Below are 23,584 nucleotides of genomic sequence, written 5' to 3'. Positions count from 1 at the left end.
GACCGACCTCGGGTTCGGCACCCTACGCCGGCTCGGCCGTCGCGTCCGTCGACGGCCCGACGCCGTCGCTCGCCTCCCCGGCCTCGGCCGCCTCGTTCGCGGGGCTCGTCGCGAGGACCACGCAGCCCGCGAGCGCGACGAGCGCCGCGACGACGACCGCCGGGTCCCATCCCGAGCGGATCGTGTCGCCCAGCACCGCGATGCCGACGGCCCCGGGCACCACGACCTCGATCACCGAGAGGATCGCGGCGTTCGTCCCGACCTTGCCCCGTTCGAGCGAGCGCAGGTACGCGAGCGCGCCCACGACCCCGAACAGCACGATCGCGATCGCGAGCGGCTGCAGGACCGTGTCCCAGAGGTCGCCCGAGGCGTGCGCGCCGCGCGCCGCGACGGCCGCCCCCGAGTAGCCGAGCGCGCCGATCACCGCGAGCAGCACGGGCGTCCCGGCCTTGTAGAAGACCAGCGCGACGACCGCGAGCCCCCCGGCCACCCCGATGAGGACGGGCGTGAACCAGTCGGGCGGCACGGGCGCGGGCTGCTCGCCGCCCGCGATCCCCAGGACCACGAGGGCGGCCACGATCGCGGCCATCGCGGCGACGTCGATCCGCCGCATGGGCACCGACAGGAACACCCTCGCGAGCAGGACCGTCACGACGAGCGAGCTCGCGAGCACGGCCTGGACCACGAACAGCGGCAGGTGGTCGAGAGCGACGAGCGAGAACAGCCACGAGACCAGGTCGACCGTGAACGCGAGGATCACGAGGGGCTGGAGCACGACCGCGAGGCCCCGCGCGCGGCGGGCCGCGACGGCCTGCATGACGGTGCTGACGCCGTAGCCGACCGCTGCGGTCACGGCGGCGAGCAGGCTGAGGAACACGGGGCCTCCTGTGGGGTCGTGCCCAGTCTCCCCGGCAGGGGCCCGCGCCGCGCGGCGACCCGCTCGCGGCCGGACCCGGCAGACGCACGCCCCGCGCCGTCGGCGCGACACGGTGCCGGGCTCGCGTCCGTCCGGACACGGGGAGAACCCCTGCCGTTCACGGGGTCGAAACGCACCGTGGCTAGCGTGACGGCATGCGGATCGAACCCCTCACCTTCCCGGCGCCCGGCGGTGGCGCGCTCCTCTCCTCGTCCCCGCGCGGCGGGACCGCGGTCCGGCCAGGACGCCAGGGTGGCTCCGGCCGGCCCGGCCCGCCGACCGCACCGTCGACGGGGCTCTCGCTCCTCGACAGCCTCGTGGCGCGGACCACGGACCTGTCGCGCCTCGCGGACGTGCTGGTCGACTGCGTGCAGGGCGGCGCGAGCGTCGGCTGGGTCAAGGCGCCGACCACGGAGCAGGCGACGGCGTGGTGGTCGGCGTTCCTCGCGGACCCGGACCACCGCACGTGGGTCGGGCGGGACGACGCGGGCCGGATCGTCACGACGGCGTCGCTCGCCCTGACGCCGCAGGCCAACGGTGCGCACCGCGCCCAGGTGGTCAAGGTCCTCGTGCACCGGGAGGCGCGCGGGAACCGGTTCGCGCCGGGGCTCATGGTCGCGATCGAGCGCTACGCGCGCGCCGAGGGACTCACCCTGCTGACGCTCGACACCGAGACGGGCAGCCTCGCGGAGTCGCTGTACCGCCGCTGGGGCTGGTCCGAGGTCGGGGCCGTCCCGGGGTACGCGAAGGTCGCGGGCGGTGCGCTCGTGTCGACGACGATCTTCTACAAGCAGCTCGGCGGGCGCTGAGAGCCCGTGCCAGGACCGTCGGCCCACAGCCGCTCGCGCGTCCCGGCACCACCTGCGTCAGGACGAGTGCTGCCTCTGCACCACGCTGGTCCTGACCGCCCGGGGCAAGGGCGCCCCGAGCACCCCTCCTAGGTCGCGACGCGCGGCGCGCGCAGCAGCCGCCCCGCGACCACCACGAGGTACACGACGAGCAGCGCCGCGGCCCCCCACCCCAGCGCGGCGTAGGACGAGACCGCGATGACGACGCCCGCGAGCACACCGCCGGCCGCACCACCGAGGTTCATCGCGAAGTCCGAGAGCCCCTGGACCTGGGTCCGGTCGGCCGCGGGGGTCGCGTCGATGAGCAGCGCCGACCCGGCGACCAGCCCGAACGACCAGCCCACGCCCAGCAGCACGAGCCCGACCGTGAGCCGCGCCGAGTCGTCGCTCGGGGCGCCGGCGACGATCACGGCCGAGACGAGCAGGACGACGCCGCCCACCGCGAGGACGCGCGCGTGCCCGACCCTGTCCGCGGCCCACCCGATGAGGGGACTCAGCACGTACATGCCGGCGATGTGCGCGCTGATGACGATCCCGATGATCTGCAGGCTGGCGCCGCCGTGCCCCATGTGCACGGGCGTCATGGACATGAGCCCGACCATGACGAGGTGGCTCACGACGATCGCCGCGAGCGCGAGCTGCGCGGTCGTGGACGCGCGGATCACGACCCACCCGGCGGCGAGACCGGCACGGAAGCCGGGACGGGGAGGCACGGGGGCGGGTTCCCCTGCCGTCGCGCGACCCGCGGCCGCCCGGGCTGCGGCCACGTGCAGCGGGTCGGGGCGCAGGAGCAGCCAGACGGACAGCGCGGCGGCGGCGAACGCGAGCGACGCGACGAGCAGGGGTGCCGCCGACGTGCCGTGCGCCCCGCCGGGCGCAGGCAGCAGACCGAGGTTCTCGGTCGCACCCGCGAGGTTGGGTCCGAGGACGGACCCGATCGTGGTCGCCCAGATGACGACCGAGAGGTCGGTGGCGCGACGTTCGGGGCGGGCCAGGTCGGTCGCGGTGAACCGGGAGGCGAGCCCGGTCGCGGAGCCCGCGCCGAACAGCAGCATCCCGGCGAGCAGCAGCGGCCACGTCTGGAGCATGGTCGCGGCCGCGGCGAGGAGCGCCCCGAGGAACGCGACGACGTAGCCCGTGGTGAGCGAGCGGCGTCGGCCGTGGCGTTCGGCGAGGCGCGAGAGCGGCAGGGCGACGATCGCGGCACCCACGACGGCCGTGGTCTGGGCGAGGCCCGCGACCGCGTCGGAGCCCGACAGCTCGGACGCGATGAGCGAGCTCACGGCGATGCCGGTCGCGACCCCGATCCCGCCGAGGACCTGGCTCGTCGCGAGGACCGCGACGGTCCTGCGCTGCACGTGGTCGACGGGGCGCCCGGCCGGGTCGTCGCTGGGCTCGGGCAGGGGGGCGGTGGTCACCTCGGCAGCCTAGCGGCGGGCCCCACGACCGGGCCGTCGGACCGGACGAGACCGCCGGGCCCTGCCGGTGCTGCCGCCCGGTCGTCCAGCACGCGCAGCACGGCACGCACCGCCTCGCGCCCGGCCCGGTTCGCCCCGACGGTCGACGCGCTGGGCCCGTACCCGACGAGCTGGACGCGCGGGTCGGCGACCACGGTCGGACCGTCCATGACGATCCCGCCGCCGGGTCCCCGCAGCCCGAGCGGCGCGAGGTGGTCGAGCGCTGCCCGGAAGCCCGTCGCCCACAGGATCACGTCGGCGCCCTGGTGCGTCACGCCGTCGGGACGGACCCCCTCGTCCCACGCGACGCCGTCGGGCACGACGCGCGAGAACACGGGCAGGCGACGCAGGACGCCCGACGCGATGCCGGCCTCGTACGCGGGCGTGAGCGGCAGGCCCGTGACGGACACGACCGACTCCGGCACGAGGCCCGCGCGCGTCCTCTCGTCGACCAGCGCGACCGCGTCGCGCCCCCGGTCCGCGTCGAACGGGCCGCCGACCCACACGGGCTCGCGCCGCGTGACCCACGTGGTCGAGGTCGCGTGCGGCGCGATCTGGAGCAGGAGCTGCGTCGCGGACGCACCCCCGCCCACGACGACCACGCGCCGACCGGTGAAGTCCTCGGCCCGCCGGAAGTCGTGCGTGTGGAGCTGCGTGCCCGCGAACGTCTCGCGACCCGGGTACCAGGGCCAGAAGGGCCTGGTCCACGTGCCGGTCGCGTTGACGAGCGTCCGGGCGCGCCAGGTCACGGGCCCGTCGGGCGTGGTCGCCTCGACGAGCAGCACACCCGCCGGGTCGTCGCGCACCGTGCGCACCGCGACCGGGCGCAGCACGCGCAGGTCGTTGACCTGCTCGTACGCCCCGAAGTACCGCCCGACGGCGGTGCTCGCGCTCTCCTGCGGGTCGCCCGCGTCGAGGGCCAGGCCGGGCAGGTCGTGCACCGCGTGCGTCTGCGCCATGGTGAGGGAGGGCCAGCGGAACTGCCACGCACCGCCGGGCGCGGGCGCGGCGTCGAGCACCACGGAGGTGCGGGGCGTGCCCGGGGAGGCGCCGCCGTCGGGCCCGGACGGGCGGCCGTCGCGCCCGAGCGGGACGAACCCCCGGCGCCGCAGGTGGAACGCGGCCGAGAGACCGGCCTGGCCCGCGCCCACCACGAGGACGTCGACGTCGTAGGGGACCGGTGCGGTCGAGGTGCTCACACCCGTAGCAACCGCGCGGGGCCCAGGACCCATCCTCCGCGCGGCCGTGACGCGCCGCACAGCGCCGGGCCGCGGGTGGGGACGCCCGGTGGACGTCCCGTGGACCCCGGTGGCCGCACGGACGGCCGCCCGGTGGAACCCGCGCGCGGAGGGCACCCTGGAGGGGTGAGCCCGTCCCCTGTCCCGGGGGGTCTGCTGCCGGGCGCGTCCCCGTCGCCCGGCGCAGCCCCGCCGCCCGAGCCCGACACCATCCCGACCCTGCCCCCTGCGGTGCTGCGCGAGCTCGCCGGGCGCAGCGACTGGGTGTCGTCGTGGTGGACGGCCGGGCTGCTCGCGGCCGCTGCCGTCCTGGTCGCGGGCCTCGTCGTGCTGGACCGGCGCCGACGGGCCGCACGCCCCGCGGAGGGCACCGGGCGGCCGCGGGGCGCGTGGCGCGCCTGGGTCGGGACGGTCGCCTCGGGACTTCTGGTGGTCCTGTCCGTGTCGGTCGCTGTCAACGCCTACGCGGGCTACGTCCCCAACGTCTCGGCCGTCCGCACCACGATGGCCGGGTGGGGGCTCGTCGACCCGCCACCCAGCCACCGCGACAAGCCCTCCGAGCGCGCCGGTTCTGCGGCGACCGGGTCGGTGACCTCGACGCTGCTGCCCGCCCCCGACCTGCGCATGGCCGACGGCTCCACGTGGGTCTACACGCCGCCCGGCTTCGACCCCTCGACGGACACGCGGTACCCCGTCCTCTACCTCTTCCACGGCAGCCCCGGCCGGCCGAGCGACTGGTTCGCGGCGGCCGACAGCGCGAACGTCGTGGACACCCTGCTGAGGGCAGGGCTCGTCCGGCCCATGATCCTCGTCGCGGTCGACGTCAACGGGACCGGACCCTCCGCGCACGACACCGAGTGCCTGGACTCGACCACGGGCGGCGCGCAGGTCGAGACCTACGTGACCGACGTCGTGGTCCCCTGGGTCGACAAGACCTTCCCCACCGTCCCGGACCGCGAGCACCGTGCGATCGGCGGGATGTCCTCGGGCGGGTTCTGCGCGCTCAACCTGGGGCTGCGCCACCTCGGCACGTTCAGCACGATCATGGCGCTCGAACCCTACGGCGACCCGGGCGCCGGCGGGCGCGCGATGCTCGCGACCCCCGAGGAGCGCCGCGCCAACTCCCCCAGCCGCTACGTCCCGACCATGGACTTCACCGCGCCCGTCGCGGTCTTCCTCGACGGCGGGACCGAGGCCCCCCGGACCGACCGCGAGGCCAACCGTCGGCTCGCCGCGGCCCTCGTCGAGCGCGGTCAGACCGTCGAGCTGCGCGAGGAGCCCGGCCAGGGGCACACGTGGGCCATGGTCCACGCGGGGCTGCCGTACGGGCTGCTGTTCGTCTCGGAGCACCTGGCCCGTCCCTGAGCCGTCGCGCCCGCCCGGTTGTGATGGGATGGAACCATGCACTCCCCCCTCGAGATCGGCCCGCTCGACCCGGCCACCGCGGACGAGGTCCGCGCCCTGGCCGCCGCCGCCCAGGAGGCCGACGGCGTCGCCCCCCTCTCCGAGCAGCCGCTCCTGCGGCTGAGCACCGACGACGAGCACCTCACGCACGTCGTCACCTACGACGGCGCGGGCACCGTCACGGGGTACGCGCAGATCGACCGCGGCGGCGACGTCGCGAGCGCCGAGCTCGTGGTGCACCCGGCCGCGCGCCGCCGTCGGACCGGCCGCATGCTGCTGCGCACCGCACAGCGTGACGCGACCCTGCCCGCACGCTCGGGCGAGCCCGGCCAGCACGGCCGCACGCTGCACGTGTGGGCGCACGGCGACCTGCCCGCCGCGCGCGCGTTCGCCGCGGACGCGGGCCTCGTCGTCGTGCGCGAGCTGTGGAAGATGGGCCTGGACCTGCGGTCCGGGACGTGGGAGCGCCCCGAGATCCCCGCGGGCCTGCGGCTGCGCACGTTCCGCCCCGGGCCCGACGACGCCGCCTGGCTCCGCGCCAACGCCCGCGCGTTCGCGCACCACCCCGAGCAGGGCCGCCTGACGCAGGCCGACCTCGACGCCCGGACCGCCGAGGCCTGGTTCGACCCCGAGGGCTTCTTCCTCCTGGAGCGGGAGGACGGCACGCTCGCGGGCTACCTGTGGACCAAGGTGCCCACGGACCGGAGCGCGGCCTCGGGTGCGCCCGTGCGCGAGGGCGAGATCTACGTCGTCGGCGTCGACCCCGACGCGCAGGGGCAGGGCCTCGGGAAGGTGCTGACCGGCGTCGGGCTCGCGCACCTCGCCGCGCGAGGGCTCGACCGCGCCGTCCTCTACGTCGACGGCGACAACACCGCCGCGACCCGCACGTATCTCGGGGCCGGCTTCGGCAAGGACACCGTGGACGTGCAGTACGGGCCGCCGCAGTGAACCACGTCACCCAAAGTTCACCGAGTGATGCCACCATGAAGTCATGACCGATTCCACCGTCCGTCCCGGCGTCCGGAGCTCCGCCCGCCCGGGCCAGCAGCCGGAAGCCGCCCGCGCGTCGGGACCGCGCGCCGTCCTCGACCCCGAGCTCGCGGCGCACATCGCCGAGCACATCGCCGAGGAGGAACCGGTCACGGGCACGATCGACGTGGAGGTGCTCGAGGCCGAGCCGCTGCCCGCGGACCGGTTCGCCGACCGCGAGCTGAGCTGGCTGTCGTTCAACCAGCGCGTGCTCGAGCTCGCCGAGGACGAGTCCCAGCCGCTCCTGGAACGGGTCCGCTACCTCGCGATCTTCGCGTCCAACCTGGACGAGTTCTTCATGGTCCGGGTCGCCGGCCTCAAGCGACGCATCGCGACGGGCCTCGCGGTCACGGCCGCCTCGGGCCTGTCCCCGCGCCAGGTCCTCGACGCGATCAGCGAGCGCGCCCACGAGCTCATGGCGCGCCACGCCGCGGTCTTCACCGACCAGGTGCAGCCCGCGCTCGCGACCGAGGGCATCTCCCTGCTGCGCTGGGAGGAGCTCGACACGCGCGAGCAGGAGCGCCTGCACAAGTTCTTCCGCAAGCAGATCTTCCCCGTGCTGACCCCGCTCGCCGTGGACCCTGCGCACCCGTTCCCGTACATCTCGGGGCTCTCGCTCAACCTCGCGGTCGTCGTGGTCAACCCGACGACGGGCAAGGAGCACTTCGCCCGCGTCAAGGTCCCGCCCCTGCTCCCGCGCTTCATCGCCGTGGACTCGCGCGGCCGCCCGTCGGCCCCCAGCTCGCAGGCAGCCGACCCGGACAAGGGCCCCACGTCGTTCGTCCCGCTCGAGGACGTCATCTCCCAGCACCTCGACCACCTGTTCCCGGGCATGGAGGTGCGCGAGCACCACACGTTCCGCGTGACGCGCAACGAGGACGTCGAGGTCGAGGAGGACGACGCGGAGAACCTGCTCCAGGCCATGGAGAAGGAGCTGCTTCGCCGCCGGTTCGGGCCGCCCGTGCGGCTCGAGATCGCCGACGGGATCAGCCCCCGCATCCGTCAGCTCCTCGTGCGAGAGCTCGACGTGGCCGACGACGAGGTCTACAAGCTGCGCGCGCCGCTCGACCTCACGGGGCTCAACCTCATCGCGGACCTCGACCGCGCGGACCTGCACTACCCGCGGTTCGTGCCGACGACCCACCGCTTCCTCGCGGAGGTCGAGAGCGCGAGCCCGACCGACGTGTTCGCCGCGATCCGCGAGCGCGACATCCTGCTGCACCACCCGTACGACTCGTTCTCGACGTCGGTCCAGACGTTCCTCCAGCAGGCCGCGGCCGACCCGAACGTCCTCGCCATCAAGCAGACCCTGTACCGGACGTCGGGCGACTCCCCGATCGTCGACGCCCTGATCGACGCGGCGGAGGCCGGCAAGCAGGTCCTCGCGCTCGTCGAGATCAAGGCGCGCTTCGACGAGCAGGCCAACATCTCCTGGGCCCGCAAGCTCGAGCAGGCGGGCGTGCACGTGGTGTACGGGATCGTCGGGCTCAAGACGCACTGCAAGCTCTCGCTCGTGGTCCGCCAGGAGCCCGAGGGCCTGGTGCGCTACTGCCACGTGGGCACGGGCAACTACAACCCCAAGACCGCGCGCCTGTACACGGACCTCGGGCTGCTCACCGCGGACCCCGAGGTCGGCCAGGACCTCACGCGCCTGTTCAACCAGCTCAGCGGCTACGCGCCCCAGTCGCGCTTCCACCGGCTGCTCGTCGCGCCCCGCTCGGTGCGCTCGGGGCTCGTCGAGCGGATCGAGCGCGAGGCGGTCGCAGCCCGCGAGGGCCGCGAGGCGTGGGTCAAGTTCAAGGTCAACTCGGTCGTCGACGAGACCATCATCGACGCCCTGTACCGGGCCTCGCAGGCCGGGGTCAAGGTCGACCTCGTGGTCCGCGGCATCTGCGCGATCCGTCCGGGCGTGCCCGGACTGAGCGAGAACATCCGCGTCCGGTCCATCCTGGGCCGGTTCCTGGAGCACTCGCGGATCTTCGCGTTCGCCAACTCGGGCGGGCCCGCGATCGCGGACGGCCCCGTGTCCGGGGCCGAGGTCTTCATCGGGTCGGCCGACCTCATGCACCGCAACCTCGACCGCCGCGTCGAGACCCTGGTGCGCCTGGTGGACCCCGACCAGATCACGGGGCTGATCGACCTCGTCGACGTCTCGATGGACGACAGCACCGCGTCGTGGCACCTGCAGAGCGACGGGTCCTGGGTGCGGCACGCCGTCGGGCCGGACGGCCCGCTGAACGACATCCAGTCCATGCTCATCACGCGACAACGCCGACGGCTGGGCATGGGGCGATGAGCTCGTCCTCGTTCGCACCGCTCGTCGACTCGCTCGGCCCCACGCACGTCCCGCACGCCCCCGTGATCGAGTCCGCGGGCGGGCTCGTGTGGCGCGTGCGCGACGGCGAGCTGCAGGTCAAGCTCGTGCACCGTCCGCGCTACGACGACTGGTCGTGGCCCAAGGGCAAGCTCGACCCGGGAGAGGCGTTCCAGACCGCCGCGGTGCGCGAGGTCGCCGAGGAGACGGGCAAGCCCGTGGTCCTCGGGGTGCCGCTGCCCGGCCTGCAGTACCTCACGCCCGAGGGGCGCGTGAAGCGCGTCCACTACTGGGCCGCGCGGCAGGCCAAGCGGGTGCGGGACGCGGGGCCGCTGGCCGCGCGCGCCCCCGTGCCGCCCGTGTCGGTCGACGAGATCGACGACGCCGTGTGGCTCGGCGTCGAGGAGGCGGCGCGGCGCGTGACCCGCAAGGCGGACCGGGGGCCGCTCGCCGCCCTGGCCGAGGAGTTCGCCCAGGACCGGCTCGCGACCCGCGTGGTCGTGATCGCCCGCCACGGCAAGGCCGTGACCCGCGCGGCCTGGCACGGCGCCGAGGAGGACCGACCGCTCACGCCCGCGGGCCACGCGCAGTCGGTCGCGCTGGTTCCCGTGCTCGCGGCGTACGGCGTCAACACGGTCGTGACGAGCCGGTGGAACCGGTGCGAGCAGACCATCTCGCCGTACGCGGAGGCCGCGCGCCTGGACCGGGTCTCGATCGACCACCTGTCCGAGGCGCAGCACGAGCGGTCGCCGTCGCGGGTCGCGCGCACCGTGCGCGAGCTCCTCGAGTCCGAGCGGTCGACCGTGCTGTGCACGCACCGGCCCGTCCTGCCCACGGTGCTCGACGTCCTGGGGCAGCACTCGCGCCGCCCCGTCGCGAACGCCCTGCCGAGCCGGGACCCGTTCCTGGAGCCGGGCGAGATGCTCGTGGCGCACGTCGCGGACACGTCCCGGGGGCCGAGGGTGCTCGCGGCGGAGAAGGTCGCCCCACCGCTGCACTAGTCGGCCCCCGCCGCCAGGTGCCGGGGCGCGGCGTCGGCGTCCGGCCGCCCGGTCGCCCGATCGCCCGACGCCCGGTCGCCCCGGCGTCGCGTCCTAGAGGACGCCGTCGAGCGACCCGGCCTCCCGGTCCAGCAGCGACGCGTAGGCACCACCGGCCGCGAGCAGCTCGGCGTGCGTGCCCTGCTCGACGACGCGACCGGCGTCGAGCACGACGATGCGGTCCGCGTCGGCGACGGTCGACAGGCGGTGCGCCACGACGACGACCGTGCGCCCGGCGCCCGCCTCACGGACCCCGGCCAGGACCCGGGCCTCGGCGGCTGCGTCGAGGTGGGAGGTCGCCTCGTCGAGGACCAGGACGGGCGAGTCGCCCAGCAGCGCCCGCGCGACCGCGAGCCGCTGCCGCTGACCGCCCGAGAGCCGTTCGCCCATCTCGCCGACCACGGTCGCCAGCCCGTCGGGCAGCGAGTCGACCACCTCGTCGAGCGCGGCGCGGCGGCACGCCTGGGCGACCTCCTCGGCCGTGGCGTCCGGCCGGGCCATCCGCAGGTTCTCCTCGATCGTGGTGTTGAAGAGGTAGGGCCGCTGCTGGGCGACGGCGACCGTCGCCCGCAGGTCCGCGAGCCCGAGCTCCCGGACGTCCGTGCCGTCCAGGCGCAGCGCCCCGGAGTCCACGTCCCAGCAGCGCACGAGCAACGAGGCGATCGTCGACTTCCCGGAGCCGGACGTGCCGACGAGGGCCGTCGTCGTGCCTGCTGCCGCCGTGAAGGAGACCCCGCGCACGGCGGGCTCGGCGCGCACCCCGGCGGCGTCCGCGCCGACCGGGTACGTGAAGGTGACGTCCTCGACCGTGACCGTGGGCGCCCGGCGGGGCGCGGGGACCGGGTCGGCCGTCTCGGTCACGACCGGCGCGGCGTCGGTGACCTCGAAGATCCGTCGGGCCGAGGCGTAGGCCTGCTCGAGGTCGGCGGCGAAGTCCTCGACCGCGAGCACCGGGCCGAACGCGCCGACCGTGAGGGCGAGCACGACCGCAGCACCCTGCCAGGTCATCGTCCCGGCGTCGACCATGCTGGTCACGAGGACCAGCTCGGCGACGACCGCGAGCGCGACGAGCGCGGTGTTCGCCCCGCGGCGCAGCGCGATCCAGCGCCCGATGCCCGTGAGCGAACGGGCCGAGCGCGCGTCGAGCTCGGCGAGCTCGCGCTGACGGGCGTCCTCGTGGTTGAAGGAGAGCACCTCGCGCACCCCCTGGACGGTGTCCGTGACGTGCTGGGCGATGTCACCGCGCGTGGCCCGCAGGGTCGCCGACGCCCGAGCGGTCGCGGCCCGTCCGCACCACGGGACGACGACGCCGACCGCGAGCAGGAACGGCAGCAGGAGCAGCGCCACGGCTGGGCTGATCCCGACGGCGAGACAGCCGAGCGTGACGACCGGGACGATCACGGCCGTGGTGGCCGGGACGAGCGTGTGGGCGAAGAACACCTCGACCCGGTCGACGTCCTTGGTCACCCGGGAGAGGAGGTCTCCGGTACGCCGGCCCTCGACCGCAGCGGGGGCCTGCGGCTCGAGCCGGTCGTAGAAGAAGATCCGCAGCAGGGCCAGCGCGTGGAACGCGACGTAGTGCCCGGCGAGCTGTTCGAGGTACCGGCACACCCCCTTGACCAGGGAGAGCACGACCATCACGGCGATGATCGCGCCGACGGGCGCGGCCGCCGGGACGCCTCGCGTGCCCGTGACGTCGGCGACCACGGCGCCCACTCCCCATGCCGCGACGGCGAGCAGCGCCATCCCGATGAGGAGCGCCAGGGTCCGGAAGACCGCCGAGACGACGAGCGGGGCCAGCACGGGGCGGCCCACGTCGAGCAGCCGACGCCGCAGGGCGGCGCGGGTGAGGGGGGCCGCCGGGGCGGGTGCGGCGTCCGTGGCCGTCGTGACGCTCGGGGGCGTGGTGGCCTGCTGGGTGGTCATCGGATCGTCCCGTCGGTCAGCGTGAGCACCCGGTCTGCCCCGGCGATGGTCGCCGGGCGGTGCGAGATCATGAGCACGGTGCGGCCGGCACCGAGGCGGTCGAGGGCTTCGAGGATCGCCCGCTCGGACGCGAGGTCCACGTGGGAGGTGGGCTCGTCGAGCACGAGGACCGGGGCGTCCTTGAGGAAGCCCCGGGCGATCGCGAGGCGCTGGGCCTGTCCGCCGGACAGGGAGAGCCCGCGCTCCCCGACCGGGGTGTCCAGCCCTGCGGGCAGGGCACGGACCACCTCGGCGAGGTCTGCGTCGGCGAGGGCCTGCCAGCAGTCCGCGTCGCTCGCCCCGGGCGCGGCGACGAGCAGGTTGTCGCGCAACGTGCCGGTGAACAGGAAGGTGTGCTGCGCGACGACGGCGACGTGCTCACGCACCCAGGCGACCGGGACCTCGGTCAGGTCGTGCCCGCCGAGGCTCACCCGCCCGGAGTCCGGCCGCAGGGCGGTCTGCAGGAGGGACCCGGCGGTCGTCTTGCCCGAGCCGCTCGGGCCCACGAGGGCCACCTTCTCCCCCGGCGCCACCTCGAACGACACGTCCTGCAGGACCGGGACGCCCTCGGTGTAGGCGAACCCGATCCCCTCGAAGGAGACGCCCGCCTCGGTGAGCGGGCCGGGGTCCACGGCCCCGGGGGCGTCGACGACGTCGGGCTGCTCGGCGTGGAGGCGGCGGATCTCCCGGACCGAGGCCATGCCGCCCATGCCGATGTAGAAGAACTGGCCGATCCGGTCGAGCGGCTCGAGCAGGAGGGTCGAGAGCAGCACGAGGGCGAGGGCCTGGCCGGCGGTGATGGCGCCGTCGGCGAGGCGGTTCATCGCGAGGGCCGCCGCGCCCGTGATCATCGCGAGCGAGAACACCGAGTCGACGACGAGCAGCACGACCTGGTTGCCGGCGAGCATCCGCATGACGTGCTTGCGGACGTCCTCCGCGGCGTCGGCCAGCGTGGCGCCCATCCGCTCGCCCGCGCCCAGCAGGCGCAGGGTCGTCAGGCCCTGGAAGGCGTCGAGGAACCGTGCGGACAGCAGGCGTGAGCTGGCTCGGTACCGCTGGCTCACGGAGCGGAACGCCGCCTGGAAGCCGCCGACCGCGAGCGGGATGGCGGGCACGCCCGCGAGCAGCCAGAGCGCTGCGACGGGGTCGATCGTCAGGGCGACGACGAGCAGGACGACGAGCGGGACGGTCATCGAGGCGATCATCGGCCCGACGAAGGTGCCACGGTACGCGGCCGCCCGCTCGACGCCGTCGGTCGCGGTCGAGACGATGCGTCCGGCACGCTCCCGCGTGCGCTCGGCCACCCCGAGCGCCAGGACGTGCCCGACGACGCCGCTCCGCAGCGTCCGCTCCTCGCGTGCCTGCTCCCGGGCGCCGAGGGTGGGCACCGCCCACGCGGCGACGCCCGCCAGCAGCGCGAGGGCGACGAGCAGGGCGACGGGCGGGCCCTCCCCGACGAGCAGGTCGTCCATGGCGGTCCCGACCCCGAGGAACAGGAGGGCGAGCAGGAGGGACGAGGCCCAGGAGAGCGCGACGGCGCGTGCACGGTTCACCGTTCAACGCTATCCGCGCGCAGTTTAGGACAGGCTGTCCAAAGGTCCGCAGCGCACGGCCGAAGGTCCCGATTCTGACACGCCTTCAGATGCGAGGGGACGAACCGTCACCTCGTGCGAGGGGACGGTTCAGAGCAGGATCGGCGACAGGACCCAGTACATGATCGCGGCCACGAGCGCGGCGGCGGGGATCGTCAGGACCCACGCGACGGCGATGTTCTTCGCGACGCCCCACCGCACGGCGGACAGCCGCTTGGTCGCGCCGACGCCCATGATCGCCGAGGTGATGGTGTGCGTCGTGGAGACCGGCGCGTGCAGCGCGAACGCGTTGACGTAGAGCACGATCGCGGACACGGACTCGGCGACGAACCCGCGCGCCGGGTCGAGCTCGATGATCTTGCGCCCGAGCGTCCGCATGATGCGCCACCCGCCCGAGTAGGTCCCGGCGGAGATCGCGGCCGCGGCGGCGAGCTTGACCCACAGCGGGATGCCCTCGTCGGGGCTGGCCCAGCCGACGGTCAGCAGCGCCATGAAGATGACGCCCATGGTCTTCTGCGCGTCCTGCAGGCCGTGGCCCAGGGCCATGGCCGCGGCGGACACGGTCTGCGCGAGGCGGAAGCGGCGCGTCGTCTTGGACGGGGCGGCACGGCGGAACGCCCACAGCAGACCGACCATGGCGACGAACGCGAGGCCGAAGCCCACGAGCGGCGAGAAGACCATCGGGAGGACGACCTTGTCGACGATCGCCTGCCCGTAGATCATGAGGCCGCCCGCGAGCCCGGCACCCACGAGGCCACCGATCAGTGCGTGCGTCGACGACGACGGGAGGCCGAACCACCACGTGATGAGGTTCCACACGATGGCGCCGACGAGGGCGCACAGCACCACGATGAGCGCCTGATGGGAGTCCACCCCGTTGAGGTCGACGATCGAGGTCGCGATGGTCTCCGCGACCTCGGTCCCCAGGAGCGCTCCGGCGAAGTTCATGACGGCGGCCATGATGAGGGCTGCGCGCGGGGTGAGGGCGCGCGTCGAGACGGACGTCGCGATCGCGTTGGCCGCGTCGTGGAATCCGTTCGTGTAGTCGAAGCTCAGCGCGAGCGCGACGACGAGGACGACCAGAGCGAATTCCACGGGGCTCAGGACTCCTTGAGCGCGATGGTCTCGACCATGTTCGCGACCTTCTCGAACGCGTCGGCGGCCTGCTCGAGGATCTCGATGACCTCCTTGAGCTTGATGAGGAGGATCGGGTCGGCGACGTTGTCGAAGAGCTCGGCGAGGAGCTTGCGGTGGATCTTGTCGGCCTGGTTCTCGAGGCGGTTGACCTCGACCCAGTACTCGGCGAGGTCGTTGAGCGAGCGCAGGCGCGGCATGGCCTCGGCGGTCAGCTCGGCGGCGCGCTGGAGGACCTGGACCTGCTCGCCGACGCGGGCGGGCAGCTCCTCGATCTTGTACAGGACGATGAGGTCCGCGGCCTCTTCCATGTAGTCCATGCAGTCGTCGAGCGCGGAGGCGAGCCCGTAGATGTCGTCACGGTCGAACGGCGTGACGAACGTCTGGTTGAGGCGCCGCATGATCGTGTGGGTCGCGTCGTCGGCCAGGTGCTCGGTCTCCGCCAGCTTCTTGGCGAGCTCCTTGCGGGTGGGCCGGTCGGCGCCGAGGAGCTCGGCCAGAAGGTTTGCCCCGGTGACCAGGTGCTGCGCGGAGTCAGCGAGGAGGTCGAAGAACGAGGTATCGCGCGGGGTGAGGCGCAAGCGCACGGGAGGCTCCGGAAGGGCTGGACGCTGATGGGGTTTCACAGGCAGGTGACGACCGCTCGGGGCGATCGTCACCTGGATGTCACAGGTGTTCTGTTGAGAGGTGACGCTGTGGTGACGGGCGGTCGACGCGCGGGTTGACGCACGGTCGACGCTCGTCAAATGTAACCGAACTGTCGCCTGAACGTTCAATCGCTCGGGCAGCCTGACGGGGGCTCCGTCACGGCCTGCTCAGGGCAGGTCGAACGGTGCTCACGTCATGGTGGGGGGCGACGCCGGGCCGGGAGCGCCTGTCGGCGCGAAGGCCGCTCGAAGCGGCTGATGTTGGAGCCCGGGGCTACCGCGACCCGACGTCGTGAACAATCGTACGCCCGTGTTCCGGAGGCTTCGAACCTGCAGGTCAGGGGTCTTTCCCGGGCCTCGCGGGACGCTCCTGGGCGCCTGTCGGCACGGGTCCCGAGCGTCGGGCCGCGACGCACCGCGGACCACGATGACGCCGCGTCGGCGACCGGCGCCCGACGTCGCAGCGTCAGTCGAGCCTGTCGGCCCGCCAGAGCGCGGCGGAGTGCTCGAGCTCCTCGGCCGTACGCAGGAGCGAGGAGGCGCCGCGCGTCATCCGGAGCGCGGAGTCGGGGTCGACGGCCTCTCGCGTGTCGGCGTCGAACGCGGCGCCCGTGGCGAGGATGCGGCAGAACGCGGCGGCTCGTTCGAGGGCCACGGCGAGGTCGCCGGCGAAGACCCCGGAGAGGACGGCGTCTGCGAGCTCGCGCACGTCCTCGGGGCCGGGTGCGCTCACGACGCCGGCGACGGCTTCCTGGACGGGGGCGGCATCGACGCCGAGGCGGTAGCGCAGGGTCACGGTCTGCGGGTCGCGGCGCACCCACTCCCGCAGGACGTACAGGCGCCAGAGCGCTCCGGGCAGGGTCGCGGGGGCCGAGTCGGCCCAGAGGCCGGACACGACGTCGAGCCCCTCGGTCTCGACGAGGCGGATGAGGCGTTCGACGACCTCGGGATCCTCTGCGGCGCGCGCTCCGTGCACGATCGCGGCGGCGGTCGTGTGGGCGATCTGGTCGCGCAGCGCGGGGTCGAGGTCCCCGGGGAGCTCCTCGGCCTCGCGGGGGTCGAGCATCGCAGGGCGGCGCGGGCGGTGGTTGGGACTCGGTTGTTCGCTCACGTCTCGATCGTACGCACGCGACCCGCGGGGGCGGCGGGTGGGAGGGCTCGCCGCCTGGTCCGGTCAGGGACGAGGTCCGGCACGGCCGTCCGAGAACATGCCCGCTGCAACTATTGCCTTCAGCAACCATGCGGGTTTATGGTTGCTTGCAGCAACTAAGGAGATCTCTCGCGTGCCCCCCTCCCCCACCCCGTCCCTCGCCTCACCCCTCGACGACCCCGCGGCCGCCGACCGCGCGACCCCCTCGCCCTACGACGGACCCGTCAAGGAGCTGACGATCGCGCTCGAGGAGCTCAACCGCGCCCAGCGCGAGGTCTCGGCCCGCCTGGCGCGCGAGCTCGACTTCCCACGCGCGTCGCTCGGCACGCTCCGCCTCCTGCAGCGCTGCGGCCCCCTGCAGGTCACCGAGCTCGCGCACCACCTGAAGGTCGACCTGTCGGTCGCGAGCCGCCAGGTGACGCACCTCGTCGAGGCCGGCCTCGTCGAACGGACCGCGTGCGACGACGACCGGCGGGCCCGCAGCGTGACCCTGACCCCCGAGGGCAGGGAGAAGGTCGACGAGACCTTCCGCCTCCTCGCGAGGCGCACCGCCGGCACCTTCGCCGGCTGGACCGCCCAGGAGCTCCGCGAGTCCGTCCACCACCTCGGACGCCTGACCGAGGCGCTCTCCCGCTCCTGACCGACCGCACCACCCGCACGACCTCTCGCGCACCAGACCGACCACCCGGGCGACCCGCCCCACCGGCCCGACCTCCGCCGTCGGGCCCCGCCATGACGTTTCGACCTCAATGCACGACCTATGAATGTGAGACCTGTATGAGCGCTACCACCACCATGACCCGCAAGGAAGTGCTGGAGTCACTGTCCGGCATCCTGCTCGGGATGTTCGTCTCGGTCCTCGCGACCTCGGTCGTCTCGAGCTCGCTCCCCAAGATCATCAGCGACCTCGAGGGGTCGCAGTCGTCGTTCACGTGGGTCGTCACCGCGACCCTCCTGACGACCACCATCTCCACCCCCATCTGGGGCAAGCTCGCCGACCTGACCAACCGCAAGGTCCTGATCCAGCTCGCGCTCGTCGTCTCGGTCCTCGCGTCGGCCCTCGCGGGCCTGTCGCAGAACGTCGGCACCCTCATCACGTTCCGCGCCCTCCAGGGCATCGGCGCCGGCGGTCTCATGGCGCTCGCCATGGTCCTGATCTCCGACATCATCTCGCCGCGCGAGCGCGGCAAGTACATGGGGCTCATGGGCGGGATCATGGCCGTGAGCCAGATCGGCGGCCCCCTCCTCGGCGGCGTCCTGACGGACACCGTGAGCTGGCGTCTCAACTTCTTCGTCGGCCTGCCGTTCGCGATCGCCGCGATCGTCGTCCTCCAGCGCACGCTCCACCTGCCGCCCATCCCCCGCCGCATCGTGAAGATCGACTACTGGGGCGCGCTGCTCATCAGCGTCGGCGTCTCGACCCTCCTGCTGTGGGTCACGTTCGCGGGCAACACCTTCGAGTGGGTGTCGTGGCAGAGCGCCGTCATGGTGATCGGCTCGCTGCTCGCGCTGGTCGCGGCCGTGCTGGTCGAGAAGAGCGCGGCCGAGCCCATCATCCCCCTGCACCTGTTCAAGAACCGCACGTTCGTCCTCGCGGTCCTCGCGAGCGTCGCCGTGGGCGTCGCGATGTTCGGCACGGCCGTCTTCCTCAGCCAGTACATGCAGGTCGCTCGCGGACGGACCGCGACCGAGTCCGGCCTCCTGACCATCCCCATGATCATCGGCACCTTCGTCGCGTCGACCCTGATCGGGCAGCTCATCACGCGCACCGGTCGCTACAAGGCGTTCATGGTCGCCGGCGGCGTGCTCCTGGTCGGTTCGCTGTTCGCGCTGTCGACCATCGACTACCAGACGAGCTTCGTGCTCATCAGCATCTACCTGTTCGCGCTCGGGGCGAGCATGGGCATGCTCATGCAGAACCTCGTGCTCGCGGTCCAGAACACGCTCGACATCTCCGAGATGGGCGCGGGCACCGCGACCGTCGCGTTCTTCCGCACCCTGGGCGGCACGATCGGCGTCTCGGTCCTGGGGGCGGTCCTCGCGAGCAAGGTCACGTCATCGATCCAGGCCGGACTCGCCTCCATGGGCGTCCCGTCCGACGCGAGGGGCGGCACCGTGCCCGACGTCAACACCCTCCCGGCCCCGATGCGCGACCTCGTGGAGCGCGCGTACGGCGACGGCATCGCCGACATCTTCCTCGTGGCCGTGCCCCTCGCGGTCATCGGGCTGATCTGCGTGCTGTTCCTCAAGGAGGTCCCGCTCGGGACCAAGTCCGGTCTCGACGAGCGCCTCGAGCGCGACCTCGCGGCCGGCCTGCCGGACCTGACCGACGAGATCGAGCAGGAGCACGAGGGCGACCACGCCGAGGAGTCCGTCCTCGCCGGGGCCGGCGCGACGTCGTCGGGCTCGCCGAGCGGGGCCACCGGCACCTCGACGCGACCCGCCGAGGGCACCGCTACCGGGGGCAGCGCCTCGCGCTGACGCCCCACCTGCCGGACCTCACCCGGGGCTGCCGTGGATGTTTGTTCCGCGGCGGCCCCGTCGCACGCCATGATGGGGCGTGTGACCCCGCCCTCGCCGATCGACCAGCCGGAGCCAACTGTGTCCCTCACGCCCGCCACACCCCCCGCCGACGAGTCGCCGCTCTCCGCGCTCGAACGCGAGCTGCGCGTCCTGACGCGCCGCGCCGGCTCGTCCGCGAACGCGATGGCCAAGCGCATCCACCCCGACCTCGACGCGAGCGCCTACCCGCTGCTCGCGCACATCTGGGCCAACCCGGGCGTGCGGGGGTCGGACCTCGCGCAGCAGTTCGGCGTCGGGCGCGCGACCATCTCGCGCCAGCTCGCCCGGCTCGAGTCCGTCGGGCTGGTCGACCGCGAGGTCGACCCCGAGGACTCGCGCGGGCAGGTCATCACGCTCACCGAGGCCGGTGCGACGCTCCTGCGGACCACGCACGAACGACGCGTCGACTCGATCTCGCAGGCGCTGAGCGACTGGTCCTCCGAGGACGTCGCGGCCCTCGCGGGCCTGCTGCACCGGTACTCGGAGGACGTCGTGCGCTGGCAGGCGACGCACTGACGGTGGCGCCGAGGACGCCAGCCGCGCCCGGACCGGGGCCGCACGGCGCCCGACGGCGCAGCCGCCCTCGCGTCCTGGCCGTCCTCGCGGGCGTGGTCGTCCTGGGACTCGTGGCGACGACGCAGGTCCCCGACCCGGTCGGCGACGCGGTCGGTGACCTGCTCTACGCGGTCGCGGCGTACGCGGCGCTCGTGCTCGTGGCCCCGCGGTCGCGACCGTGGGTCGCGGGCGTCGTGGTGCTCGCGTGGTGCTGGCTCGTCGAGGCTCTCCAGGCGACCCCGCTCGTGGGGGCCGTGCTGGACGTCGCGCCCGCGGCGGCGTGGGTGCTCGGGAGCACGTTCAACGCGCGTGACCTGCTGTTCTACCTGCTGGGAGCGCTATTCGCGACGGGCCTCGACGCGCTCGCCGGTGTCGCTCGTGCTCGTCGTGCCGACGTGCCGGAGCGGGCGTGACCTCGAGGTCACGCCCGCTCCGACGATCACCTGCAGTGCTGGCTCAGGCGCCCGCGTCCTCGAACGTCAGGCTCAGGCTGTTCATGCAGAACCGGTCGCCCGTCGGGGTCTGGGGGGCGTCGTCGAACACGTGCCCCAGGTGCGAGCCGCAGTTCGCGCACCGCACCTCGGTGCGGACCATGCCGTGGCTGCGGTCCTGGATCAGCTCGACCGCGTCCGACTCCTTGGGCGCGTAGAAGCTCGGCCACCCGCAGTGCGAGTCGAACTTGGTGTCCGAGCGGAACAGCTCGTTGCCGCAGGCCCGACACCGGTAGATGCCTTCCCGGTTCTCCTCGAGGAGTTCTCCTGTCCAGGGACGCTCGGTGCCCGCCTGGCGGAGCACGGCGTACTCCTCGGGAGCCAGCTCCTCCCGCCACCGGGCGTCGGGCTTGGCCACCGGGTACACCTTCTGCGAGAACAGGTTGCCGGTCGTGTCGTGGGTCTCGTTGGTCATGCTCCACCTCCGACAGCGACAACCGCGCCGGGTGTCCGGGTGTTCCCGGTCGGCTACGGGCACGGGGGCCGCTCAGCCGTTGACAAGGCAATCGTGAGCGCTAACATGGCCACACCGAGGCGCATGTGAGCGCTCACACCGGGAGTCGGCAACGAAGCCGACGAGCTGCACGGCGAAAGGAGACTCCTCGCGGCAGCCCGGTCGAGCGCTCGGCGCCGGCCACGACAGCAGCTCCACCCGCCCGGCGGCGTGCCCCGCTGCCCGGCGACGGACCGGCCGTCATGGGTACCGATCCACGCGCACCACACGAATCAAGGAGGATTTTTATGAGGCGACACGAGAGACGACCGACGGTCCGGGGCGTCCTGGCGGGAGCGGTCCTCGCGGCACTGCTCTCCTCCGCGCTGTCCGTGATCCCGTCCCAGGCCGCCGAGACGGAGCTCATCGTCAACGGAGGGTTCGAGGACGGCACGACCGGGTGGATCGTCAACGACGGCAACCCGACCGACGACGGTCTGCTGTCCACGACCTCGGACGCCTACGCCGGGCAGGGCGCCGCGCTCATGACGCAGCGCGCGACCACGGGCTCCGGCCCGCTCCAGGTGCTGAGCGGCAAGGTGCAGGCGGGCGAGACGTACGACCTGTCGGCGAAGATCCGCTACGACGGCGCCGACGCGCCCGCGTCCAAGCAGTTCTTCGCCACCATGCACTACGGCGGCGGCACCTACACGAACCTGGTGAGCGTCACGGCCGTCAAGGGCGCCTGGGCCACTCTCCGCGGCACGTTCACCATCCCGGCGACGCAGAGCACGACGACAGCACGCCTCTTCTTCGAGACGCCCTGGACGAGCAACCCGTCGAGCGCCCCTGCCACGCACCTCATGGACTTCAGGCTCGACGACGTCTCCCTGACCGGAGCCGCACCGCCCGCACCGCCGTCCAAGACCATCGAGGTGCTCGGCAAGGTCCCGGGCGAGCACAACCCCGTGATCTCCCACAAGTTCGGGGCCGACGCCTACGGGTTCGTCGACGACGGTCGCGTCTACCTCTACATGACGAACGACACCCAGGGGTACGCGCCGAGCTCGGTCACCGGGGTGTCCCCCCAGATCGACTACGGGAGCATCAACCAGATCACCCTGATCTCGTCCGAGGACCTGGTCAACTGGACCGACCACGGCGAGATCGACGTCGCAGGCGCCGGCGGGGTCGCCCCGTTCACCGGCAACTCGTGGGCGCCCGGAGTCGCGAAGAAGATCGTGGACGGTCAGGAGAAGTACTTCCTGTACTACGCGAACGGCGGCGGTTCGAGCAACGTGATCACCGGCTCCTCGCCCCTGGGGCCCTGGACCAGCGAACGCACCAGCACGCTCATCGACGGCAGGACCCCGGGCACCGAGGGCGTGGCCTGGAAGTTCGACCCGGCGCCGCTCATCGCGACGGACGGCACCCCCTACCTGTTCTTCGGCGGCGGACCGGCCGCGACGAGCATGCCCGCCGCAGAACGCTTCAACAACCCGAAGAACATCCGCGTCATCCAGCTCGGCGAGGACATGGTCTCGACCACGGGGACCGCCGCGGTCGTCGACGCGCCCGTCGCGTTCGAGGCGGCACAGGTCTTCGAGCGCGACGGCATGTACTACCTGTCGTACTCGTCGCACTTCGGCGGCGCCGACTTCGGTGGCAACCAGGTCAAGGTGCCCGGGTATCCCGGTGGCGGCCAGATCGGCTACATGATGTCGACCGACCCGATGTCGTGGCCCAAGGAGACCTACTCCGGCGTGCTGTTCCCCAACCAGAGCCAGTTCTTCGGTGCCGGCACCGGGGGGAACAACCACCAGTCGGTGTTCGAGCTCGACGGGAAGTACTACTTCACCTACCACGCGCCGACCCTCAACAAGCGCATCAACGGCGACGTCACGCAGGGCTACCGCAGCACCCACCTCCAGGAGCTGACGTTCAACGCGGACGGCACCATCCAGCAGGTGGTGGGCGACTTCGCGGGCGTCGACCAGGTCAAGAACCTCGACCCGTACCAGACGCTCGAGGCCGAGACCTTCGCGTGGCAGCAGGGCCTGGCGACCAAGAAGGTCGGTACGGGATCGGCCCAGTTCGGCGACGACGCACCCCACCTCGTGGTGCACGACGTCGATGACGGAGACTGGTCGGCACTGTCAGCCGTGGACTTCGGGGCGGGGGCCGCGAGCGTCACCGCGCGGGTCAAGCCGTTGGTCGCCGGGGCGAGCATCGACGTCCGTCTCGACGACCGTGCCGGCCCCGTGGTCGCGACGATCACCCTCGACGCGGAGATCGGCGACTGGGTGGATGCGTCGGCGGACCTCACCGACGTCGCCGGCGTCCACGACGTCTACTTCACGTTCTCCGGGCCGTCCGGGAGCGACCTCGTGGAGCTCGACACGTGGTCGTTCGCCGCCGCGTCCGAGACGCCGACCCTCGACGTCTCGGTGTCGGCCGCTGCGCGCTGCCTCGCCGGCAAGGTCTCCCTCACGGTGCGCGCCGTCAACGACGGCGCGGGTCCCGTCGACGTGACGATGTCCACGCCGTTCGGACGCAAGACCTTCGAGGGGCTCTCGCCGACGAGGAGCGCGCAGCAGACGTTCGCCACCAGGGCAGGCAGCGTGCCGGCCGGGGCGGTGACCGTCACGGCGCGGGCGACCGTCGACGGCCGGGACGTGACGACCACGCAGGAGGCCACGTTCGACGCGACGGACTGCGCCCAGCGGTAGGCGCACCCGCGCTCCCGAGGCCCCGGCACCGGGCCCCGGACACGCCGCGGGAAAGGGTGAGGGCCCCGGCGGTGATCCGC

The 23,584-nt window shown here is 73.2% G+C and carries 19 protein-coding genes; 10 read left to right on the top strand and 9 right to left on the bottom strand.

Annotated features, from left to right (window positions below):
• Window positions 1-22: 22 nt before the first annotated feature.
• Window positions 23-877: a hypothetical protein gene (locus H9623_RS17365; RefSeq protein WP_193721269.1), complete on the bottom strand. Its 855-nt coding sequence runs from the start codon at window positions 875-877 to the stop codon at window positions 23-25.
• Window positions 878-1,071: 194 nt separating this feature from the next.
• On the opposite strand from H9623_RS17365, the gene H9623_RS17360 reads away from it, so the two are divergent.
• A complete protein-coding gene (locus tag H9623_RS17360; protein WP_193721268.1) occupies window positions 1,072-1,725 on the top strand; it encodes a GNAT family N-acetyltransferase in 654 nt (217 codons plus the stop codon).
• Window positions 1,726-1,853: 128 nt separating this feature from the next.
• On the opposite strand, the gene H9623_RS17355 is transcribed toward H9623_RS17360, so the two are convergent.
• Both H9623_RS17355 and H9623_RS17350 read right to left on the bottom strand, forming a co-directional pair.
• Entirely contained in the window at window positions 1,854-3,182 is a 1,329-nt protein-coding gene (locus tag H9623_RS17355) for an MFS transporter (protein WP_321575518.1), read from the bottom strand.
• A complete protein-coding gene (locus H9623_RS17350) occupies window positions 3,179-4,420 on the bottom strand; it encodes an NAD(P)-binding domain-containing protein (protein WP_321575517.1) in 1,242 nt (413 codons plus the stop codon). The genes H9623_RS17355 and H9623_RS17350 overlap by 4 nt, the downstream gene beginning before the upstream one ends.
• Window positions 4,421-4,585: 165 nt before the next feature.
• Here H9623_RS17350 and H9623_RS20105 point away from each other — a divergent pair, with 165 nt between their 5' ends.
• From H9623_RS20105 to H9623_RS17330, 4 genes are read left to right on the top strand one after another with little or no spacing between them, the layout of a single operon-like run.
• Complete coding sequence (locus H9623_RS20105; protein WP_193721266.1) at window positions 4,586-5,824, top strand: alpha/beta hydrolase; 1,239 nt, start codon at window positions 4,586-4,588, stop codon at window positions 5,822-5,824.
• A gap of 36 nt (window positions 5,825-5,860) precedes the next feature.
• Window positions 5,861-6,811, top strand: coding sequence for a mycothiol synthase (gene mshD / locus H9623_RS17340; RefSeq protein WP_193721265.1), 951 nt, complete (start codon window positions 5,861-5,863; stop codon window positions 6,809-6,811).
• 43 nt (window positions 6,812-6,854) lie between these two features.
• Complete coding sequence (locus H9623_RS17335) at window positions 6,855-9,188, top strand: RNA degradosome polyphosphate kinase (protein WP_193721264.1); 2,334 nt, start codon at window positions 6,855-6,857, stop codon at window positions 9,186-9,188.
• Window positions 9,185-10,207: an NUDIX hydrolase gene (locus H9623_RS17330; RefSeq protein ID WP_193721263.1), complete on the top strand. Its 1,023-nt coding sequence runs from the start codon at window positions 9,185-9,187 to the stop codon at window positions 10,205-10,207. The genes H9623_RS17335 and H9623_RS17330 overlap by 4 nt, the downstream gene beginning before the upstream one ends.
• 93 nt (window positions 10,208-10,300) lie before the next feature.
• On the opposite strand, the gene cydC is transcribed toward H9623_RS17330, so the two are convergent.
• From cydC to H9623_RS17305, 5 genes are all read right to left on the bottom strand, one after another.
• Window positions 10,301-12,172 carry a thiol reductant ABC exporter subunit CydC gene (gene cydC / locus H9623_RS17325; RefSeq protein ID WP_193721262.1) on the bottom strand — a complete coding sequence of 624 codons (1,872 nt, stop codon included), beginning with the start codon at window positions 12,170-12,172 and terminating at the stop codon, window positions 10,301-10,303.
• Window positions 12,169-13,764, bottom strand: coding sequence for an ABC transporter ATP-binding protein/permease (locus H9623_RS17320; protein WP_321575516.1), 1,596 nt, complete (start codon window positions 13,762-13,764; stop codon window positions 12,169-12,171). The genes cydC and H9623_RS17320 overlap by 4 nt, the downstream gene beginning before the upstream one ends.
• Window positions 13,765-13,893: 129 nt before the next feature.
• Window positions 13,894-14,898: an inorganic phosphate transporter gene (locus H9623_RS17315; protein ID WP_193721261.1), complete on the bottom strand. Its 1,005-nt coding sequence runs from the start codon at window positions 14,896-14,898 to the stop codon at window positions 13,894-13,896.
• Window positions 14,899-14,903: 5 nt separating this feature from the next.
• Window positions 14,904-15,524 (bottom strand): DUF47 domain-containing protein, encoded by a 621-nt coding sequence (locus H9623_RS17310; RefSeq protein ID WP_193721260.1) that lies wholly within the window; start codon window positions 15,522-15,524, stop codon window positions 14,904-14,906.
• A gap of 526 nt (window positions 15,525-16,050) precedes the next feature.
• Entirely contained in the window at window positions 16,051-16,650 is a 600-nt protein-coding gene (locus tag H9623_RS17305; protein WP_193721283.1) for a hypothetical protein, read from the bottom strand.
• Window positions 16,651-16,867: 217 nt separating this feature from the next.
• Between H9623_RS17305 and H9623_RS17300 the strand changes: the two genes are divergently transcribed.
• From H9623_RS17300 to H9623_RS17285, 4 genes are all read left to right on the top strand, one after another.
• Complete coding sequence (locus H9623_RS17300; RefSeq protein ID WP_193721259.1) at window positions 16,868-17,374, top strand: MarR family winged helix-turn-helix transcriptional regulator; 507 nt, start codon at window positions 16,868-16,870, stop codon at window positions 17,372-17,374.
• A gap of 137 nt (window positions 17,375-17,511) precedes the next feature.
• Window positions 17,512-19,215 carry an MDR family MFS transporter gene (locus H9623_RS17295; RefSeq protein WP_227748847.1) on the top strand — a complete coding sequence of 568 codons (1,704 nt, stop codon included), beginning with the start codon at window positions 17,512-17,514 and terminating at the stop codon, window positions 19,213-19,215.
• A gap of 120 nt (window positions 19,216-19,335) precedes the next feature.
• Window positions 19,336-19,812, top strand: coding sequence for a MarR family winged helix-turn-helix transcriptional regulator (locus H9623_RS17290; protein ID WP_321575515.1), 477 nt, complete (start codon window positions 19,336-19,338; stop codon window positions 19,810-19,812).
• 2 nt (window positions 19,813-19,814) lie between these two features.
• Complete coding sequence (locus tag H9623_RS17285; protein WP_193721258.1) at window positions 19,815-20,264, top strand: DUF2809 domain-containing protein; 450 nt, start codon at window positions 19,815-19,817, stop codon at window positions 20,262-20,264.
• Between the two features lie 43 nt (window positions 20,265-20,307).
• Here H9623_RS17285 and msrB read toward each other — a convergent pair whose 3' ends face one another.
• Window positions 20,308-20,757, bottom strand: a complete 450-nt coding sequence (gene msrB, locus H9623_RS17280) for a peptide-methionine (R)-S-oxide reductase MsrB (protein ID WP_193721257.1) — start codon at window positions 20,755-20,757, stop codon at window positions 20,308-20,310.
• 326 nt (window positions 20,758-21,083) lie between these two features.
• Here msrB and H9623_RS17275 point away from each other — a divergent pair, with 326 nt between their 5' ends.
• The gene (locus H9623_RS17275) at window positions 21,084-23,504 is read left to right on the top strand and encodes a family 43 glycosylhydrolase (protein WP_193721256.1); all 2,421 of its coding nucleotides are present in this window, start codon (window positions 21,084-21,086) and stop codon (window positions 23,502-23,504) included.
• The last annotated feature ends 80 nt before the right edge of the window (window positions 23,505-23,584 follow it).

The sequence above is a fragment of the Oerskovia douganii genome (assembly GCF_015142735.1).
In the GTDB taxonomy this organism is placed as follows: domain Bacteria; phylum Actinomycetota; class Actinomycetes; order Actinomycetales; family Cellulomonadaceae; genus Oerskovia; species Oerskovia douganii.
This window is presented reverse-complemented; position numbering and strand designations above follow the sequence as displayed.

What these genes read in the sequence shown, in the direction of transcription:
- H9623_RS17360 (WP_193721268.1), top strand. Translation starts at nt 1,072, where the DNA reads ATGCGGATCGAACCCCTCACCTTCCCGGCGCCCGGCGGTGGCGCGCTC.
- mshD (WP_193721265.1), top strand. Translation starts at nt 5,861, where the DNA reads ATGCACTCCCCCCTCGAGATCGGCCCGCTCGACCCGGCCACCGCGGAC.
- H9623_RS17335 (WP_193721264.1), top strand. Translation starts at nt 6,855, where the DNA reads ATGACCGATTCCACCGTCCGTCCCGGCGTCCGGAGCTCCGCCCGCCCG.
- H9623_RS17330 (WP_193721263.1), top strand. Translation starts at nt 9,185, where the DNA reads ATGAGCTCGTCCTCGTTCGCACCGCTCGTCGACTCGCTCGGCCCCACG.
- cydC (WP_193721262.1), bottom strand. Translation starts at nt 12,172, where the DNA reads ATGACCACCCAGCAGGCCACCACGCCCCCGAGCGTCACGACGGCCACG.
- H9623_RS17305 (WP_193721283.1), bottom strand. Translation starts at nt 16,650, where the DNA reads ATGCTCGACCCCCGCGAGGCCGAGGAGCTCCCCGGGGACCTCGACCCC.
- H9623_RS17295 (WP_227748847.1), top strand. Translation starts at nt 17,512, where the DNA reads ATGAGCGCTACCACCACCATGACCCGCAAGGAAGTGCTGGAGTCACTG.
- msrB (WP_193721257.1), bottom strand. Translation starts at nt 20,757, where the DNA reads ATGACCAACGAGACCCACGACACGACCGGCAACCTGTTCTCGCAGAAG.
- H9623_RS17275 (WP_193721256.1), top strand. Translation starts at nt 21,084, where the DNA reads ATGAGGCGACACGAGAGACGACCGACGGTCCGGGGCGTCCTGGCGGGA.